General features: G+C 70.7%; 19 protein-coding genes. 12 read left to right on the top strand and 7 right to left on the bottom strand.

Going from position 1 to position 17,213, the window contains the following annotated elements:
- The first annotated feature begins 10 nt into the window (after positions 1-10).
- Positions 11-1,288, top strand: coding sequence for a diaminopimelate decarboxylase (lysA, locus tag A4W93_RS05765; RefSeq protein WP_174694877.1), 1,278 nt, complete (start codon positions 11-13; stop codon positions 1,286-1,288).
- Here the strand turns inward: lysA and A4W93_RS05760 are convergent, their stop codons facing one another.
- The 5 genes from A4W93_RS05760 to A4W93_RS05740 form a co-directional block, all read right to left on the bottom strand.
- Positions 1,289-2,257, bottom strand: a complete 969-nt coding sequence (locus tag A4W93_RS05760) for an ABC transporter ATP-binding protein (RefSeq protein WP_085749704.1) — start codon at positions 2,255-2,257, stop codon at positions 1,289-1,291.
- Positions 2,254-3,228, bottom strand: coding sequence for an ABC transporter ATP-binding protein (locus A4W93_RS05755; protein ID WP_085749703.1), 975 nt, complete (start codon positions 3,226-3,228; stop codon positions 2,254-2,256). Before A4W93_RS05755 ends, A4W93_RS05760 begins: the two co-directional genes overlap by 4 nt.
- Complete coding sequence (locus A4W93_RS05750; RefSeq protein ID WP_237357703.1) at positions 3,225-4,139, bottom strand: ABC transporter permease; 915 nt, start codon at positions 4,137-4,139, stop codon at positions 3,225-3,227. The genes A4W93_RS05755 and A4W93_RS05750 overlap by 4 nt, the downstream gene beginning before the upstream one ends.
- Complete coding sequence (locus A4W93_RS05745) at positions 4,136-5,113, bottom strand: ABC transporter permease (RefSeq protein ID WP_085749702.1); 978 nt, start codon at positions 5,111-5,113, stop codon at positions 4,136-4,138. Before A4W93_RS05745 ends, A4W93_RS05750 begins: the two co-directional genes overlap by 4 nt.
- 111 nt (positions 5,114-5,224) lie before the next feature.
- Positions 5,225-6,280, bottom strand: a complete 1,056-nt coding sequence (locus tag A4W93_RS05740) for a porin (RefSeq protein ID WP_157782116.1) — start codon at positions 6,278-6,280, stop codon at positions 5,225-5,227.
- 277 nt (positions 6,281-6,557) lie between these two features.
- Here A4W93_RS05740 and coq7 point away from each other — a divergent pair, with 277 nt between their 5' ends.
- A complete protein-coding gene (coq7, locus tag A4W93_RS05735) occupies positions 6,558-7,175 on the top strand; it encodes a 2-polyprenyl-3-methyl-6-methoxy-1,4-benzoquinone monooxygenase (protein ID WP_085749700.1) in 618 nt (205 codons plus the stop codon).
- A 32-nt stretch (positions 7,176-7,207) separates the two neighbouring features.
- Here coq7 and A4W93_RS05730 read toward each other — a convergent pair whose 3' ends face one another.
- Positions 7,208-7,630, bottom strand: coding sequence for an OsmC family protein (locus A4W93_RS05730; protein ID WP_085749699.1), 423 nt, complete (start codon positions 7,628-7,630; stop codon positions 7,208-7,210).
- Between the two features lie 311 nt (positions 7,631-7,941).
- On the opposite strand from A4W93_RS05730, the gene ilvA reads away from it, so the two are divergent.
- Both ilvA and A4W93_RS05720 read left to right on the top strand, forming a co-directional pair.
- Positions 7,942-9,516: a threonine ammonia-lyase, biosynthetic gene (gene ilvA, locus A4W93_RS05725; RefSeq protein WP_085749698.1), complete on the top strand. Its 1,575-nt coding sequence runs from the start codon at positions 7,942-7,944 to the stop codon at positions 9,514-9,516.
- 72 nt (positions 9,517-9,588) lie between these two features.
- On the top strand, positions 9,589-10,668 hold the full coding sequence (locus tag A4W93_RS05720) for a nicotinate-nucleotide--dimethylbenzimidazole phosphoribosyltransferase (protein WP_085749697.1): 1,080 nt from the start codon (positions 9,589-9,591) through the stop codon (positions 10,666-10,668).
- 18 nt (positions 10,669-10,686) lie between these two features.
- Here A4W93_RS05720 and A4W93_RS30180 read toward each other — a convergent pair whose 3' ends face one another.
- Positions 10,687-11,331, bottom strand: a complete 645-nt coding sequence (locus A4W93_RS30180; protein ID WP_085749696.1) for a hypothetical protein — start codon at positions 11,329-11,331, stop codon at positions 10,687-10,689.
- A 77-nt stretch (positions 11,332-11,408) separates the two neighbouring features.
- Here A4W93_RS30180 and gspG point away from each other — a divergent pair, with 77 nt between their 5' ends.
- From gspG to gspN, 8 genes are all read left to right on the top strand, one after another.
- Positions 11,409-11,858, top strand: a complete 450-nt coding sequence (gene gspG / locus A4W93_RS05710) for a type II secretion system major pseudopilin GspG (protein ID WP_085754049.1) — start codon at positions 11,409-11,411, stop codon at positions 11,856-11,858.
- Between the two features lies 1 nt (position 11,859).
- Positions 11,860-12,309 carry a pilus assembly FimT family protein gene (locus A4W93_RS05705; RefSeq protein ID WP_237357702.1) on the top strand — a complete coding sequence of 150 codons (450 nt, stop codon included), beginning with the start codon at positions 11,860-11,862 and terminating at the stop codon, positions 12,307-12,309.
- On the top strand, positions 12,306-12,671 hold the full coding sequence (gene gspI / locus A4W93_RS05700) for a type II secretion system minor pseudopilin GspI (protein ID WP_085749694.1): 366 nt from the start codon (positions 12,306-12,308) through the stop codon (positions 12,669-12,671). The genes A4W93_RS05705 and gspI overlap by 4 nt, the downstream gene beginning before the upstream one ends.
- On the top strand, positions 12,671-13,321 hold the full coding sequence (locus A4W93_RS05695) for a PulJ/GspJ family protein (protein ID WP_085749693.1): 651 nt from the start codon (positions 12,671-12,673) through the stop codon (positions 13,319-13,321). Before gspI ends, A4W93_RS05695 begins: the two co-directional genes overlap by 1 nt.
- Positions 13,318-14,409 carry a type II secretion system minor pseudopilin GspK gene (gene gspK, locus A4W93_RS05690; RefSeq protein ID WP_085749692.1) on the top strand — a complete coding sequence of 364 codons (1,092 nt, stop codon included), beginning with the start codon at positions 13,318-13,320 and terminating at the stop codon, positions 14,407-14,409. The genes A4W93_RS05695 and gspK overlap by 4 nt, the downstream gene beginning before the upstream one ends.
- A 109-nt stretch (positions 14,410-14,518) precedes the next feature.
- Positions 14,519-15,790, top strand: a complete 1,272-nt coding sequence (gene gspL, locus A4W93_RS05685; protein WP_085749691.1) for a type II secretion system protein GspL — start codon at positions 14,519-14,521, stop codon at positions 15,788-15,790.
- The gene (gene gspM, locus A4W93_RS05680; protein ID WP_085749690.1) at positions 15,787-16,308 is read left to right on the top strand and encodes a type II secretion system protein M; all 522 of its coding nucleotides are present in this window, start codon (positions 15,787-15,789) and stop codon (positions 16,306-16,308) included. The genes gspL and gspM overlap by 4 nt, the downstream gene beginning before the upstream one ends.
- Positions 16,308-17,210 carry a type II secretion system protein N gene (gspN, locus tag A4W93_RS05675; RefSeq protein WP_085749689.1) on the top strand — a complete coding sequence of 301 codons (903 nt, stop codon included), beginning with the start codon at positions 16,308-16,310 and terminating at the stop codon, positions 17,208-17,210. Before gspM ends, gspN begins: the two co-directional genes overlap by 1 nt.
- The last annotated feature ends 3 nt before the right edge of the window (positions 17,211-17,213 follow it).

Below are 17,213 nucleotides of genomic sequence, written 5' to 3'. Positions count from 1 at the left end.
CGCCTCCACCATGACCCTTCCCGGCTCCCCGCACCTCGCCTACCGCGGCCCCCAGCTCTTCATCGAAGACCTGGCCGTCGCCGACCTCGCGCGCCGCTTCGGCACGCCGCTGTACGTCTACTCGAAGGCGTCGATGCTGGCCGCGCTGTCCGCCTACCAGCGCGCGCTGAAGGGCCGAGACCACCTCGTCTGCTACGCCGTGAAGGCGAACTCGAACCTGGCCGTGCTGCAGGTGTTCGCGCAGGCCGGCTGCGGCTTCGACATCGTCTCGTCGGGCGAGCTGCACCGCGTGCTCGCGGCCGGCGGCGATGCGGCGAAGGTCGTGTTCTCCGGCATCGGCAAGACGCGCGCCGAGATGCGGCACGCCCTCGAGGCCGGCGTGATGTGCTTCAACGTCGAGAGCGAGGCCGAGCTCGAGCTGCTGTCCGACGTCGCGAGCGGCCTCGGCCGCACCGCCCGCGTGAGCCTGCGCGTGAACCCGGACGTCGACGCCGGCACGCACCCGTACATCTCCACGGGCCTGAAGGGCAACAAGTTCGGCATCGCCCACGAACGGGCGCTCGCCACGTACCGGCGCGCGGCCGCCCTGCCCGGCCTCGAAGTCGCCGGCATCGACTGCCACATCGGCTCCCAGATCACCGACACCACGCCGTACCTCGACGCCCTCGACCGCGTGCTCGACCTGGTCGAGGCCGTGGAGGCCGCGGGTGTGCCCGTCCACCACCTCGACCTCGGTGGCGGGCTCGGCATCACCTACACCGACGAAACCCCGCCGTCCGCCGAGACGCTCGTCCAGCAACTGCTGGCCCGCATCGACGCGCGCGGCCATGGCCACCGCAAGGTGCTCTTCGAGCCGGGCCGCTCGCTCGTGGGCAACGCCGGCGTGCTGGTCAGCGAGGTGCTGTACCTGAAGCCCGGCGAGCAGAAGAACTTCTGCATCGTCGACGCCGCGATGAACGACCTCGCCCGCCCCGCCATGTACGAGGCCTTCATGGGCATCGTGCCGTGCGTGACGCGCGACGACGTGCCGGCAACGCACTGCGACGTGGTGGGCCCGGTGTGCGAATCGGGCGACTGGCTCGGACGCGACCGCGACCTGGCCGTCGCCTCCGGCGACTTCGTGGCCGTCCTGTCCGCGGGCGCCTACGGCATGAGCATGGCCAGCAACTACAACACCCGTGGCCGCGCGGCCGAGGTGCTGGTGTCGGGCTCGCAGGCGTGGCTCATCCGCGAACGCGAGAATCCGGCCGAGCTGTTCGCCGCCGAGCGGCTGATTCCGCAGGGCTGATCAGTCCCGCCCTTCCGCCACGGCGTGGCAGGCCACCTGCACGCCATCGGCCGCCGGCAGCAGCCGCGGCCGTTCCAGGCGGCACCGTTCGTTGGCCAGCGGGCAACGTGGATGGAAGGCACACCCGGCCGGCGGATCGAACGGGTCGGGCATCTCGCCCTGCGGCGGCGCGTCGCCGTCGCGCCGCCGACCGGGCACGGCCTCGAGCAGCAGCCGCGTGTACGGATGACGCGGCCTCGCGAAGATCGCCGCCGCCGGTGACCGCTCGACCAGCCGGCCGGCGTACATCACCCCCACTTCGTCGCTCACGTGCCGCACCACCGCGAGGTTGTGCGAGATGAACAGGTAGGCGACCCCGCGCTCCCGCTGCAGGTCCTTCATCAGGTTGAGCACCTGCGCCTGCACGGACACGTCGAGTGCCGACGTGGGCTCGTCGCACACGAGGAACGACGGATCGGTGGCCAGCGCCCGCGCGATCGAGATGCGCTGACGTTGCCCGCCCGAGAACTGGTGCGGGAACCGCGCCCCGTCGTCGGCCGACAGGCCCACCGCCGCGAGCAGCTCGCCCACCCGCACGTGGCGCTCCGCGCGGCCCATGCCGCGCTGCTGCTCGCGCAGCGGCTCGCCGACGATCTCGCGCACGGTCCAGCGCGGGTTGAGGCTCGCGTACGGGTCCTGGAACACCATCTGCACCTGGCGGCGCAGCGCCGGCGCGAACGGCCGGCCGCCGATGCGCACCTCCCCGCCGCTCGGCGCGTGCAGGCCCACCATCAGCCGGCCCACCGTGGTCTTGCCGGACCCGGACTCGCCGACGAGGCCGAAAGTCTTCCCCCGCTCGATCGAGAACGACACGTCGGCCACGGCCTGCAGCGCGCGCCGCGGCGGCCGCCCGAGGGCGCGCCGCCACCACGCGTCGGGCAGCGCGAACTGCTTGGACAGGTCGACGGCTTCGACCACGGGCGAACTCATGCCCCTCCCCTTTCGTGCAGCCAGCAGGCCGCACGGGTCGCCCCCGCCGGCATCAGGTCGGGCCGCCGGCCGGCACACGGCTCGAACACGCGGGGGCACCGCGGATGGAACGCGCAGCCCGAGGGGATGGCCGTGAGGCGCGGCATCGTGCCGTCGATCTGCACGAGCCGCTCGCGCGGGGAGGCCAGACCCGGGATCGCGCCCATCAGCCCCGACGTGTAGGGATGGCCGGGGCGGCCGACGATCGCATCCACCGGGCCGATCTCGGCGATGCGGCCCGCGTACATCACCGCCACGCGGTCGCAGGTGTCCGCCACCACGCCCATGTCGTGCGTGATCAGCATCACCGCGAGGCCGCGCTCGCGGCTCAGCCGCCGCAGCAAGGCCGTGATCTGGGCCTGCACCGACACGTCGAGCGCGGTGGTGGGTTCGTCCGCGACGATGAGGCGGGGTTCGCCGGCCAGCGCCAGCGCGATCACGACGCGCTGGCGCATGCCGCCCGAGAACTGGTGCGGATGGTCGTCGAGCCGCGACGCCGCGCCCGGGATGCCCGTCTCGGCGAGCAGCTCCGCGGCCCGGCGCCGCGCCGCCGCCGCGCTCATGGGGAAGTGCGTGCGCAGCGTCTCGGTCAGCTGCCGGCCCACGGTGTAGAGCGGGTTCAGTGCCGTGAGCGGATCCTGGAAGATGGTGGCGATGTGGCGCCCGCGCAGCGGCTGCCACGCGCGCTGCGTCAGCTGGTCGATGCGCTGGCCGTCGAAGCGGATCTCGCCGCCCGCCACGTGCCCCGGCGGATCGAGCAGGCCGGTGATGGCCGAGCCCGTCACGGACTTGCCCGCACCGGACTCGCCCACCATGCCGAGGATCTCGCCAGGCGCCATCTCGAACGACACGTCGTCGAGCGCGACCAGGTCGCCCCGGCGCGTGGGGAACACCACGCGCAGGCCGCGCACCTCGAGCAGCGGCGCTGTCATCGCAGCCTCGGGTTCAGCGCGTCGCGCAGCGCATCCCCCATCCCGTTGATCGACAGGGTGGCCAGCACCAGCACGAGGCCGGGGAAGACCGAGATCCACCAGTCGCCCGACAGCAGCAGTTCGTTGCCGATGCGGATCAGCGTGCCGAGCGAAGGTGACGTGGCAGGCACGCCGACCCCGAGGTAGGACAGCGTGGCCTCGATCAGGATCGCCGTGCCCACCTGCAGCGTGGCGAGCACGAGCACCGGCCCCATCACGTTGGGCAGCACGTGACGGCGCATGATGCGCCCGCCCGGCACACCGATCAGCCGGGCCGCGCTGACATAGTCCTTGCGGCGCTCGACCATCGTGGAGCCGCGCACCGTGCGCGCGTACGGCACCCAGCCGGTGAGCGCGATGGCGGCGATCAGCACGGCCAGCGCGAGGCTGTCGTGGGCCTGCGGCAACAGCGCCCGGCCCACGCCGTCGATCAGCAACGCGACGAGGATGGGCGGAAACGACAGCATCACATCGCACACGCGCATCAGCAGTGCGTCGACCCAGCCGCCCAGGTACCCTGCGACGAGCCCGAGGGTGACCCCGATCACGAGCGAGATCGCGGTGGCCACGAGGCCCACGGCCAGCGAGATGCGCAGCCCGAACATCAGCGCCGACAGCACGTCGCGGCCCTGGCCATCGGTGCCGAGGAGGTACTTCGCCGAGCCCTCGGCCGCCCACGCCGGCGGCAGGCGGGCGTCGAGCAGGTCGAGGGTGGCGAGGTCGAACGGGCGGTGCGGCGCGATGACGTCGGCGAGCAGCGCCGCAGCCACCAGCAGCACCAGCAGCGCGAACGACAGCAGGAACCCGGGCGAACGCCGCAGGGCCCAGGCCACGTCGCCATCCCACGCGGCACGCCAGCGCATGGCGATCATGCGTGGCCTCCGGCGCCGCGCAGCCGGGGGTCGATCAGCGCGTAGAGCAGGTCCACCACCGCGTTGATGACCACGAACACCAGCGCGACGAGGCACAGGTAGCCGGCCATCACCGGGATGTCCGCGAACGTCACCGCCTGGATGAACAGCTGGCCGAGGCCCGGCCACTGGAACACCGATTCGGTGACGATGGAAAAGGCGATCAGCGAGCCGAGTTGCAGCCCGACCACGGTCACGACCGGCACCAGCGTGTTGCGCAGCGCATGGCCGAGGTAGACGGTGCGGTCGGGCAGGCCGCGCGCACGGGCGAAGCGGATGAAGTCGGCGCGCAGCACCTCGAGCATCTCCGCGCGCACGAGCCGCAGGATCAGCGCCACCTGGAACATCGCCAGCGTGACGGCCGGCAGCAGCAGGTGCCGCCACCCGTCGGCCGTCAGCAGCCCGGTGGTCCACGGGCCCACGGTCACGGTGTCGCCCCGGCCGAAGCTGGGAAGCCAGGGCAGCAGCACCGAAAACGCGAAGATCAGCAGCACACCGATCAGGAAGGTGGGCAGCGACACCCCGAGCAACGACAGCCCCATCAGCACACGGGTGCTCCACGCGTCGCGGCGCAGTGCCGCCAGCACACCGAGCGGCACCCCGAGCGACAGCGCGATCACCGCCGCCACGCCGGCGAGCTCCAGCGTCGCCGGCAGGCGTTCGGCGAACAGCGCGGCGACGGGCCGCCCCTGACGCAGGCTGAGCCCGAAGTTGCCCTGCACCGCGTTGGCCGCGAAACGCGCGAACTGCACGGGGAAAGGACGGTCGAGCCCGAGGTCGGCGCGCAACGCCGCGCGCTGCGCGTCCGTCGCCTCCTGCCCGAGCATCTGCGAGACCGGGTCACCGACGTACTGGAACAGCAGGAACGACAGGAAGGCGACGGCGGTGAGCACCGCGGCGCCTTGCATCAGCCGTCGAATCAGGAAACCGAACATCGGCGCAATGATAGGGGGCCACCGGTGTGGCCGCGTCCGGCCATGAAAAAGGCCGCCCGAAGGCGGCCCTGAAGCACACGGATGCCGGGCTGGCCCGAGGCCAGCGCGAGATCAGAAGTTGTGCTGGATGCCGATGTCGTAGCCGTCCTTCTCGTTGCGCAGGTCCGAGCTGATGGCCGGGTTGTTGGCCAGTGCCGGAGCCGAGAACGCGCCGTGGAAGCCCTTGCCGTCGTGCGCGTAGTCGATGTAGAGCTTGGTGCGCTTGGACAGGTTGTAGTGGTAGCCCAGGCCGAAGCGTTCGTTGGCCTTGATCGAACCGACCTTCAGGTCGGCGTAGCCGACCTTGATGTCGCCCACGCCGACGGCGATGTTCGCGCCGACCAGCCAGGCCTTGACCTTCTGCGGGCCGATGGCAGCCGACAGACGTTGCGTGTCGCCGTCGCTGTAGCCGGCCGACAGGGTGACGGTGCCGAACGTGTAGCGCGCGCCCAGGTTCAGCAGGTTGTCATCGGCGTTGCCCGGGTTCTGGTAGGCGATACCGGCCCAGAACGGACCACCCGTGTAGGCACCGGCCACCGAGTACGGACGATCCGGTTGGCCAGCGGGCGCTTCGGCGTAATCGGCCGAGAACGAGAAGCCGCCGGCGACCAGTGCGTACTTGATGGAGTCGCTCACGCGGATGGTGCCGGGGTTCACGGCGATCGGCGTGCTCGTCAGGCTGGTCTGCAGACCCATGCCGATGTCGCGCAGGGCCGCAACCGTCTCACCCGCGAACGGGTCGACGTTGTTCTGCACGGTCAGGAAGGACGAGGTGTATTGGCGGCCGAGGGTGATCGCGCCGAACTGCGTGCGCAGGCCGACGAACGAGAAACCTTCCCAGAACTTGGTGGACGACGCAGCGCTCGGCTGGACGCCGGGACCGATGGTGCCGGTGTCGGGCGTGAAGCGGTGTTCGATGGCGAACAGCGCGCCCAGGCCGCCACCGAGGTCTTCGTAACCACGGAAGGCGATGCGGCTGCCGGCCGTGTCGACGACTTGCTTGTCCTTGGAGCCGATGCGCTTGCCAAGGGCCTGGTCGATCTTGCCGAAGATCGTGACCGACGATTGAGCCGAAGCAGTGCCAGCGAATGCGCCGAGGACCACCAGAGCGAGAAGGGATTTTTTCATTGCGACTATCTCCATGAGTTTTGAACAAGAGGTCCCGATCCTGGCTTCGGCACACACAAGCCGATCGGGCCGAACTCCTCAGCGGAAGTTGCGTTATTGCACCAGAGTGCAAAGTTCAGTGCACGTCGCTGTTGCTGGACAACAACGAGCATTTACGCCTATTGGCGCACCTTTTTGCCGGCAACGGCCCGCAAAATCAGGGTTTACGCGAGGGCCACCTCGGGTATCCTCGGGGGTCATGACAACCCTCCCAATCGATCGTCCGGCGCTCGGCCGGGTGGACGCGTGGCTCGTCGCCGCGGACAACGCGCTGCGCACGCTGACCGACTCGGGCCATGCCTCGCAGGCCTCTCCCGCCGCGGGCGAGGACCCGCCCGGACTGACGGACGCCGAGCGGCGCCTCTCGGGTGCGCTGATGCGCGTGAACCACGTCGGCGAGGTGTGCGCGCAGGCGCTCTACAACGCCCAGGCGCTGACCGCGACCGACCCGCAGCTGCGCGCCCACTTCGACGCCGCGGGCCGCGAGGAGACCGACCACCTCGCGTGGACGCGCGAGCGCCTCGATCAGCTGGGCGACCGGCCGAGCCTGCTCAACCCGCTCTGGTACGCCGGTGCCTTCGGCATCGGCTGGATCGCGGGCCGCGTGAGCCCGCAGGTCAGCCTCGGGTTCGTGGTGGAGACCGAGCGCCAGGTGGAGGCCCACCTCGCGTCGCACCTCGATCGCCTGCCGGCCGCCGACACTGCGTCGCGCCGCATCGTCGACCGCATGAAGGACGACGAGGCCCGCCACGCGGACCAGGCCCTCGCGGCCGGCGGCGCGGCACTGCCCGCGCCCGTGCGCTGGCTCATGCGCGCGGCCTCGAAGGTGATGACCACCACCGCCCACCGGATCTGAGCCGGAGGGGCTCGCGGCGCCCGCTGCGGGCCTCAGGCCGCGACGAGGTCGAAGCTCGTGGTGATCTCGGCGGTCTTGGCGAGCATGATGCTCGCCGAGCAGTACTTCTCGTGGGACATCTGGATCGCGCGCTGCACCGCGGCCTCGGGCAGGTCCTTGCCGGTCACGGTGAAGTGCATGTGGATCTTCGTGAACACCTTCGGATCCACCGGCGCGCGTTCGGACGTGACCTTGACCTGGCAGCCGCGCACGTCGTGGCGGCCGCGCTTGAGGATCAGCACCACGTCATAGGCCGTGCAGCCGCCGGTGCCCGCGAGCACCGTCTCCATCGGCCTCGGCGCGAGGTTGCGCCCGCCGCCATCGGGGGCGCCGTCCATCACGAGCGTGTGTCCGCTGCCGGTCTCCGCGACGAATCCCATGCCGCTCGCGGCCAGCCAGTTGATGGTGCATTCCATGTTCGTGTCCTGTGTCGATGAGGGGCGCGACCCGGTGTCCGGGCCCACCCCGATCCTTGAGAAATTCCGCGCGAAATACCCTCCAACGGGTTATTGCGACGCACCATGTCAAGTATTACACTGATGATCATTGGTGTTATGGCGCGAGTGCCAGACCCTACCGTTTGTCTCCTCCACCTCCTCCATTGGTGGATTCAGCCCAAGGCAGCAATGCCTTGGGCTTTTTTTCTGCCCGGGGGCACCCCGCCTTCCACCGAGGCCGTCGCTTATCATGCGGCGCCCCCTTTCGACCGCAGCTGCAGGAGTTCCCCATGGCCGGCCCCGCCCGCCCCTCGAAGTCGCCCCGCGCGACCCCTTCGCCCAAGCCGAAGCGCCTCGGCGTGCCGGACTACCTGCAGAAGATCCTCAACGCCCAGGTCTACGACGTGGCGCGCGAGACCGAACTGGGACGCGCCGCCAAGCTCTCGCGCCGCATCGGCAACCACGTGTGGCTCAAGCGCGAGGACACGCAGCCGGTCCACAGCTTCAAGCTCCGCGGCGCCTACAACAAGATGCGGCAGCTCACCCCCGAGCAGCTCAAGCGCGGCGTGCTGTGCGCGTCCGCGGGCAACCACGCGCAGGGTGTCGCGCTCGGTGCGAAGCAGCTCGGCTGCACCGCCGTCATCGTGATGCCCGTCACCACGCCGCAGCTCAAGATCGACGCCGTGCGCGCGCTCGGCGGCGAGGTGGTGCTGCATGGCGAGAGCTACTCCGATGCCTACCAGCACGCGCTGGAACTCGAGCGCAAGCGCGGCCTCACGTTCGTGCACCCGTTCGACGACCCCGAGGTGATCGCGGGCCAGGGCACCGTCGCGCTGGAGATCCTGCGCCAGCACCCCGGCCCCATCGACGCGGTGTTCGTCGCGATCGGCGGCGGCGGCCTGATCGCGGGTGTCGCGGCCTACATCAAGTCGGTGCGGCCCGAAACGAAGGTGATCGGCGTGCAGACCACCGACTCCGACGCGATGGCACGTTCGGTGGCCGCGGGCAAGCGCGTGCAACTCGCCGACGTGGGCCTCTTCTCCGACGGCACGGCCGTCAAGCTCGTGGGCGAGGAGACCTTCCGCCTCGCGCGTTCGCTGGTCGACGACTTCGTGCTCGTCGACACCGACGCGGCCTGCGCCGCGATCAAGGACATCTTCGAGGACACCCGCAGCATCGTGGAGCCGGCCGGCGCCCTGGGTGTCGCGGCCATCAAGCAGTACGCCGAGACGCACAGGCTCAAGGGCAAGACCTTCGTCGCGATCACCTGCGGGGCCAACATGAACTTCGACCGCCTGCGCTTCGTCGCCGAGCGGGCCGAGGTGGGCGAGGAGCGCGAGGCCCTCTTCGCCATCACGATCCCCGAGGAGCGCGGCAGCTTCCGCCGGCTCTGCGAACTGATCGGCGACCGCAGCGTCACCGAGTTCAACTACCGCATCTCCGACGAAAGCGCGGCCCACGTGTTCGTGGGCCTGGCCACGCGCGGCGACGAGTCGGGCAAGCTCTCGCGCCTGTTCGCGAAACACGGCTTCGCCGCACTCGACCTCACCGACGACGAGCTCGCGCACCAGCACCTGCGCCACATGGTGGGCGGTCGCAGCGAACTCGCGAAGGACGAGCGCCTCTACCGCTTCGTGTTCCCCGAGCGCCCGGGCGCGCTGATGCGCTTCCTGTCGCACATGCACCCCGACTGGAACATCAGCCTGTTCCACTACCGCAACCAGGGTGCCGACTACGGCCGCACGCTGGTCGGCATCCAGGTGCCGCGCAAGGACCGCAAGGCGTTCACCGAGTTCCTGAAGACGCTCGCGTACCCGTGGGTCGACGAGACCGAGAACCCGGTGTACCGATTGTTTCTTCGCTGACGGACCGCCCGATTTGCAGCTGTCATCGGCGCGGCCTCACAATCACGCTGCGCCCCGTTGCCCCCGTCGCCCATGTCCGCCAACCGTTCGCTGATCAGCCCCACCACCAACTCGCTGCTCGAGCAGGCCCTCCGGGACAAGCTCAAGCGACGCAGCGAAACCACCGGCAAGCTCGGCGAACTCGAGCCGCTCGCGGTGCGCATCGGGCTGATCCAGAACACCCTCAAGCCCCGCTTCGACCAGCCGCAGCTCGCGGTGTTCGCGTCCGACCACGGGCTGGCCGTCGACGGCGTCTGCGCCAGCAGCGCGAACCAGCCGTCCACCGCGGCGCTCGTGCAGAGCCTGCTGACGTCGCAACTGCCGGTCTCGGTGTTCGCCCGCATCCAGGGCATGGGCCTGAACGTCGTCGACTGCGGCGTCGCCGAGTCCGTGCTGCCCCACCCGCGCCTGATGGCGCGCAAGATCGCCCACGGCACGCGCAACCTGCGCGTGGCCAACGCCATGTCGCTCGAACAGGCCCACGCGGCCATCCGCGCCGGCATGGAGATCGCCGACGCGCTGCCGGGCAACGTGCTCGCGTGCGCGGGCGTGGGCATCGGCGCCCATGAAAGCGCGGCGCTCGTCATGTCGGGCCTGTCCGGCGACCCGGTGCGCGAGCTCGTGCTGCCCGGCCCCGGCATGCCGTCCGAGGCCGAATCGCTGCTGATGATGGTGATGCAGACCGCCCAGGGCCGCCACGGCCAGCTGAACGACGCGGTCGAGGTGCTCGCTGCCGTCGGCGGCTTCGAGATCGCGATGATGGTGGGCGTGATGCTCGTGGCCGCGAGCAAGCGGCACCTGATCATGATCGACGGCATGCCCGCCTGCGCCGCGCTGATGGTGGCGTCGCGCATCGCCCCCACCGTGACCGACTACTGCGTGTTCTGCCGCAGCCACAGCCACCCGGGCCTCACGCAGGCGCTGTCGCTGTTCCAGGCCATGGCCCTGCTCGAACTGGGCATGGAAAGCACCGACGGCACCGGCGCCACGCTCGCCTACCCGCTCGTGCGCAGCGCCGCGGCGCTGCTCACCGAAGTGGCGGAAGGGGAAGACCCGGGGCCGTCGCTGCCCGCGGAGATGAACGGCGGGGGCCGGTCCAGCCGCTTCGGCTGAGGGCCGGCGTTCGAGCGGCTACTGCCGGCCCGACCCGTTCGCGCCGCCGAGCGCGGGCGCCGGACCGCCGCGCTGCATGGGCGGCGTCTGGTTGTCCGGCGGCGGACCGCCCATGGGGCCTGCGTTCGGGTTCTGAGCATCGCCCGGCATGGGCTGGGCGGGCTGCTGCTGCGGCGGCATCTGCGGCGCCTGCTGCGGCACAGGCGGCGGTGCGATCTGCAGTTGCGAGGCATCGACCGGGGTCAGCGTGCCCGTGGCCGGCTCCGGCATGCGGGGCACCTCGAGCGTGAACGACACCGGCCCCTGGTCAGGACCGAAGGATGCGGTGCGCAGGCTCACGGCCTTCAGGAAGAGGCGGTCCTCGACGCGGGCGCCGGCACGGTAGGGACGCGGCGGCTTGCCGTCGACCGACACCAGGGCGACGCCCGGGGCGCCCGGATTCCCGGAGTCACGCGCGGCCAGAACGCCCAGCAGCCGGAAGCGCGTGCTTTCGGGCGGCGGGGCATCGGGGACGGCCACCTGCGTGACGCCGAAGAGCCGCGACAGGTCACCGCCCGCAGCCGCGACGTCGACCACGGCCACGGCGTTGGCGGGGGCCGGAGTGGGCGACACGAACAGCCTCAAGCCCCAGAACACGATGGCGCCGGCGACAAGGGCCCACACTACGAAAGCTGACAGTCTTGCAAGCATGGGAGAATTATCATTCATTGCCCGAATCCGCAGACACATATTCGATGACCATGAAATCCCTGTCCCTGGCTTCACGACGTTCCGCACCGCGCACCACGCGCGGCTTCACGCTGATCGAGCTGATGGTGGTGCTCGTGATCATCGGCGTGCTCGGCGCGCTGATCGTGCCCAACGTGCTCGACCGTGCCGCCGGCGCGCGGGTCACCGCCGCCCGCACCGACGTCAACAACCTCGTGCAGGCCCTGAAGCTCTACAAGCTCGACAACCAGCGCTACCCGTCGAGCGAACAGGGCCTGCGTGCGCTGGTCGCCAAGCCCACCACCGGCGTCATCCCGCCGAACTGGAAGCCCTACCTCGACAAGCTCCCGAACGACCCGTGGGACCACCCGTACCAGTACGCCAACCCGGGCGTGAAAGGCGAGATCGATGTCTACAGCTTCGGAGCCGACGGCCAGATCGGTGGCGAGGGCAACGACGCCGAAGTCGGTTCCTGGCAATAACTTGAGGTCCGGTGCCCGCGGCTTCACGCTGATCGAGCTGATGCTCGTGGTGGTGTTGATCGCGGTCGCCTCCAGCCTCGCCACCTTCGCGATCCGCGACCCCTCCAGCACCCAGCTCGAGAACGAAGCCGCCCGCCTCGCCTCGCTGCTCGAGGCCGCGCGGGCGCAGTCGCGTGCCACCGGCATCGCCGTGCGCTGGGAGCCGCGCCCGGTCTCGCCGGACACCGAAGGCTTCCGCTTCGTGGGCCTCACGCCCGGCAACGAACTGCCGAGGCGCTGGCTCGGCGAAGGCGTCTCCGCCGAGATCGTCGGCCAGCCCGCGCTGATGCTGGGCCCCGAGCCCATCATCGGCCGCCAGCGGCTGGTGCTGCGCCTCAACGACCAGCGCCTCACGCTCGCCACCGACGGCCTGTCCCCCTTCACGGTGGTGGCCGAGGAGACGCCCCAATGACACACCGCCCCGCGCGCGGCTTCACGCTGGTCGAGGTGCTCGTGGCCCTGACCGTCGTCGCCATCGCGATCGGCGCCGGCATCAAGGCTGCCGGCGCGCTGACCATGAACGCCCAGCGCCTGCAGGACGTGACGGCGGCCCAGTGGTGTGCCGAGAACCAGTTCGTGTGGCAGAAGGTCACGCAGAACTACCCGGCCGTCGGCGACTCCGACTTCACGTGCGAGCAGTTCGGCCTGAACTTCACCGGCAAGCTGATCGTGCGTCCCACGCTCAACCCGTCGTTCCGCCGCGCCGACGCGCAAGTATTCAACGAGGCCGGCGAACCCATGCTGACCCTGTCCACCGTGCTCGGGAGGAACTGATGGCGCGCCGCTCCCTTCCCGCCCGCGGCTTCACGCTCGTCGAGGTGCTGATCGCCATGTCCATCATGGCCATCGTCGCGGTGATGTCGTGGCAGGGCGTCGATGGCATCGTGCGCGCCCGCGACGTCACGCAGGGCAAGGTCGACCAGGTGCTGCGCGCGAGCACGGTGATCGCGCAATGGGAACAGGACCTCGGCGCCATCCAGAACACCGAGGCCGAGACCAACATCCCCGCCCTGCGCTTCGACGGCGCGCGCGCCTTCATGACCCGGCGCACCGACCGCGGCCTGCAGGTCGTCGTGTGGGCGCGCCGCGAAGGTGCATGGTTCCGATGGGCCAGCCCGGCCAGCACCACCGTGCAGGGCCTGGTCGACGCATGGAACTCGAGCCAGCAGCTGATGGGCAACGAGGCAGGGCAGCTCAAGACCGTCTCCGGCCTCACCGACTGGCAGGTGTACTACGTGGCCCCCGGCGCGCAGACCTGGTCCAACGCGCAGTCGAGCACCAGCAGCGGCCAGACCGCCGGCGGCGCCGGCACCGGCAACCCGGTCACGCAGCTGCCCGTCGCCGTGCGCATCGTGCTGACCTTCGACGGCAGCAGCGGCCTCACCGGCACCATCACCCGCGACATCGCGCTGGACGCCACATGACGAGACCTGCCGTTCCCCCCCGCCAGCGCGGCGCCGCGCTGCTGATGGCCCTGATCATCGTCACCGTGGTGTCCACCCTCGCGGTGTCGATGGTGTGGCAACAGTGGCGCGCGGTGCAGATCGAGACCGCCGAACGCAGCCGCCAGCAGTCGGCGTGGATGCTCGGCGGCGCGATGGGCTGGACCCGCGACATCCTGCGTGGCGACATCCGCGCCGACCGCGGCAACAAGGGCAAGGCGTCCGACAACCTCGGCGAAGCCTGGGCCGCGCCGCTGGCCGAAGCCCGCATCTCCACGTTCCTCGCCGCGGACAAGGAGAACACCGACGACGCGCCGGAGGCGTTCCTGTCCGGCCACATCGAGGACGCCCAGGCGAAGTTCAACCTGCTGGGCCTGGTCCAGGCGGGCGGAATACAGAGCAGCACGGGTGGAACCGGTGGCGCGGCCGCGGGCAGCGGCAGCGGCGGCAGCGGGAACCCCGGCACCGCCAGCGTCGGCGCGCAGCCGCGCGTGGCCCAGGTCGAGGCCTTCAAGCGCCTGTGCGCGCTGCTCAACCTCAACCCCACGGTGCCGCAGACCATCGTGCAGGGACTGCTCGAGGCCACGCCGCCGTTCACCACGAACTCGGCCAGCCGGCCGCTGATGCCGCAGCGCCTCGACCAGCTCCAGTGGTTCGGCCTCGACGCCAACACCATCAAGGCCCTGGCGCCCTACGTCATCCTGATCCGCGACCCGGACGACACCCGCAAGGAGATCCCGGTCAACGTCAACACCGCGTCGCGCGAAGTGATTGCCGCCGCGCTGAACCTCAACCTGGCCACGGCCGAGACGCTGGTGCAGGCCCGCAAGAGCAACGCCTTCAGCGCCGACAACCCGCACACCAAGTACCTGCCCGCCACCACACCCGCCCAGGGCGCGGCACCGCTGCCACAGGTGGCCTGGCAGAGCAGCTATTTCGTGGTCAACGGTCGCCTGCGCCTCGAGAGCCAGGTGCTGGAGCAGCGTTCGCTGCTCCGCCGCCAGTCGGGTGCCCCGCCGAAAGTCGAGATCCTTTCTTCCGAATGGGTCAATTCGAGTGATCCCGGATGAGCAGACTGCCCCGCGCAACGATCACTGGAGAAATCGTCCGTAAGCCGTTGATTCGGCATGGAATCGCCATGATCGGTGCCTACAATGCCGCAAATTCCCTGTTGCCCTCATGAGCACTCTTGTCGTCCAGATCCCGCCCCGGCTGCGCCTCCAAGGCCACACCGCGGACGCGGCCGACCCGGAAGCGCGCAGCGCTACCGAGTACCGCTACGCCCTGAGTCCTGACGGCCTGCTGCTGAGCGGCCAGGGGCAGTGCCCTGCGAAGCAGTTGCCGAAGGCCTCCACCGTCGTGGCCGTGCTCGCCGACACCGACGTGAGCTGGCACCGCATCACGCTGCCCAAGGCGCCGGCCGCGCGGCTGCAGGCCGCACTCGTGGGTGTGCTGGAAGACGCGCTGCTGGAAGAGCCCGAGTCCGTCCACCTGGCCGTCGCGCCCATGGCGAGCGCCGGGCAGCCCACGTGGGTGGCCGCCACCGACCGTGCGTGGCTCGCCGGCGAACTCGCGTTCCTCGAGAAATCGCAGGTCTTCGTCGACCGCGTCGTGCCCTCGTCGTGGCCCGACGATCCGCCCACCGGCCACTTCTTCGAGACCTCCGGCGAAGCCCCCGCGGGCGACGACACTTCGGCACAGTCCCTCTCGCTCAGCTGGGCGCACCCCGACGGCGTCATCGTGGTCAACCTCAAGGGCACCCTCGGCCGCGCGCTGCTGCCGTCGCCGCTGCCCGAGAACGCCCGCTTCAGCGCCACGCCGTCCGCCGCCGCCGCGGCGGAGAAATGGCTGGGCTCGCCGCCGGTCGTGATGCCCGAGGCCCAGCGCCTGCTGCTGTCGGCCCGGTCGCTCTGGAACCTGCGCCAGTTCCTGCTGGCCCGCAAGAACCGGGGTTCCCGCGCGGTGCGCGACGTCTGGCGGCAGTTCCTGCGCCCCGACTGGCGTCCGCTGCGGTACGGGCTCATCGCCCTCGTCGCGGTGCAGGTCATCGGCCTGAACCTGTGGGCGTCGCTGCAGCGCAGCGCGATCCAGCAGAAGAAGGTCGCGATGGAGCAGGTGCTGCGCACGGCCCATCCGCAGCTGCAGGGCGGCATCCTCGACGCCCCCGCGCAGATGCGCCGCGAGACCGACACGCTGCGCGCCGCCGCCGGCCGCCCCGGTGAAACCGACCTCGAACCCATGCTGGCCGCCGCCGCGTCCGCGTGGCCGCCCGACCGCCCGCCGGTCGAGAACCTCAAGTACGAACCGGGCCGCCTCACGCTCTCCGCCCAGGGCTGGAACCCGGACCAGATCACCCAGTTCGTCAACCAGCTGCGCCCGAGCGGCTGGGCCGTCGAAATCACGAACGGCACGCTCACGCTGAGCCGTGCCCCCGTCGGAGGCCTGCAATGAGCACCGCACCGAAACGCGCGCTGCCGCCGGCCCTCGTCGAGGCGCAGAAACACGCCGCCGAACGCTGGAAGGCGCTGGCCGAACGCGAGCGCCTCGCGGTCATCGCCGCCGCCACGCTGATCGGCGTCTGGATCGTGTGGGCCATCGCCATCCAGCCGGCCTGGCGCACGTTGCAGCAGGCCCCGAAGCAGATCGACGCCCTCGACGTGCAGCTGCAGGCCATGCAGCGCCTCGCCGCGGAAACGCGCGAGCTGCGCGCCGTGGCCGCCGTCGGCCAGTCGCAGCAGCAGGAAGCCCTCAAGGCCGCCACCGACCGCCTCGGCGCCGAGAAGGCCCGCATCGCCGTGCAAGGCGACCGCGCCACGCTCACGCTCACCGGTGTCACCGGCGAGCAGCTGCGCGCCTGGCTCGGCGAGGTGCGCAGCGGCGCCCGCGTGCGTCCCGTCGAAACCCAATTGAGCCGGGGTCCCACCGGCTACACCGGTACCGTGATCGTGGCCCTCGGAGGGGGCGTCTGATGGCCCGCAAACTGGTCGTGCGCCGCATCCGCGGGCGCCGCTTCGTCAACAGCATGGCCCCCACCGGATGGGGCGACTCCACCCTCGCCGAGACCGCGTGGGAACGCTCGCGCAGCGCCGCCTCGCGCTGGGCCATCGCCGGCGTCGTGGTGGGCGTGTTCACCGCCCTCGTGGTCTTCGCGCCCGCCGAATGGCTGGCCCGCATGGTGGCCTCCGGCACGTCGCAGCGCGTGCTGCTGTCCGACGCCCGCGGCACCCTCTGGTCCGGCAGCGCCGTGGTGGTGCTCACCGGTGGCCCCGGCAGCCGCGACGCCACCGCCCTGCCCGGCCGCTTCGAATGGACGCTGGGCCTCGCCGGCACCGCGCTGTCCCTCAAGGCGCGCCACGACTGCTGCCTCAACGACACCGTCACCATGCGGCTCAAGCCGGGCTTCGGCCGCATGTCCGCCACGCTCGTGCCGCCGCCGGGCTGGGTGGGCCAGTGGCCCAGCGCGCTGCTGAGCGGCCTGGGCACGCCCTTCAACACGCTGCAGCTGGGTGGCCGCATGCGCGTGCTGTCGCCCGGCCTCACCGTGGAATGGGTGCAGGGCCGCGTGATCTTCGACGGCGCCCTCGACGTGGAAGTGCTGCAGGCGTCGTCTCGCCTGACCACGCTCGACACGCTCGGCAGCTACCGCTTCAGCATCAACGGCAACGCGAGCCGTCCGGGGGAACCGTCGCAGGTCACCCTCGTCACCACGGAGGGCGCACTCAAGCTCTCGGGATCGGGCACCTGGTCGGCCAACGGCCTGCGCTTCCGCGGTGAAGCCACGGCCACCGAAAACGAGGCCGCCGCCCTGTCCAACCTGCTCAATATCATCGGACGGCGCAGCGGCGCCCGGTCCGTCATCTCGATCGGATAAGCC

The sequence above is a fragment of the Piscinibacter gummiphilus genome (assembly GCF_002116905.1).
GTDB classification, from domain to species: Bacteria; Pseudomonadota; Gammaproteobacteria; order Burkholderiales; family Burkholderiaceae_C; genus Rhizobacter; species Rhizobacter gummiphilus.
The sequence above is the reverse complement of the archived record's forward strand: the minus strand, read 5'-3'. Positions and strand labels throughout refer to the sequence as shown.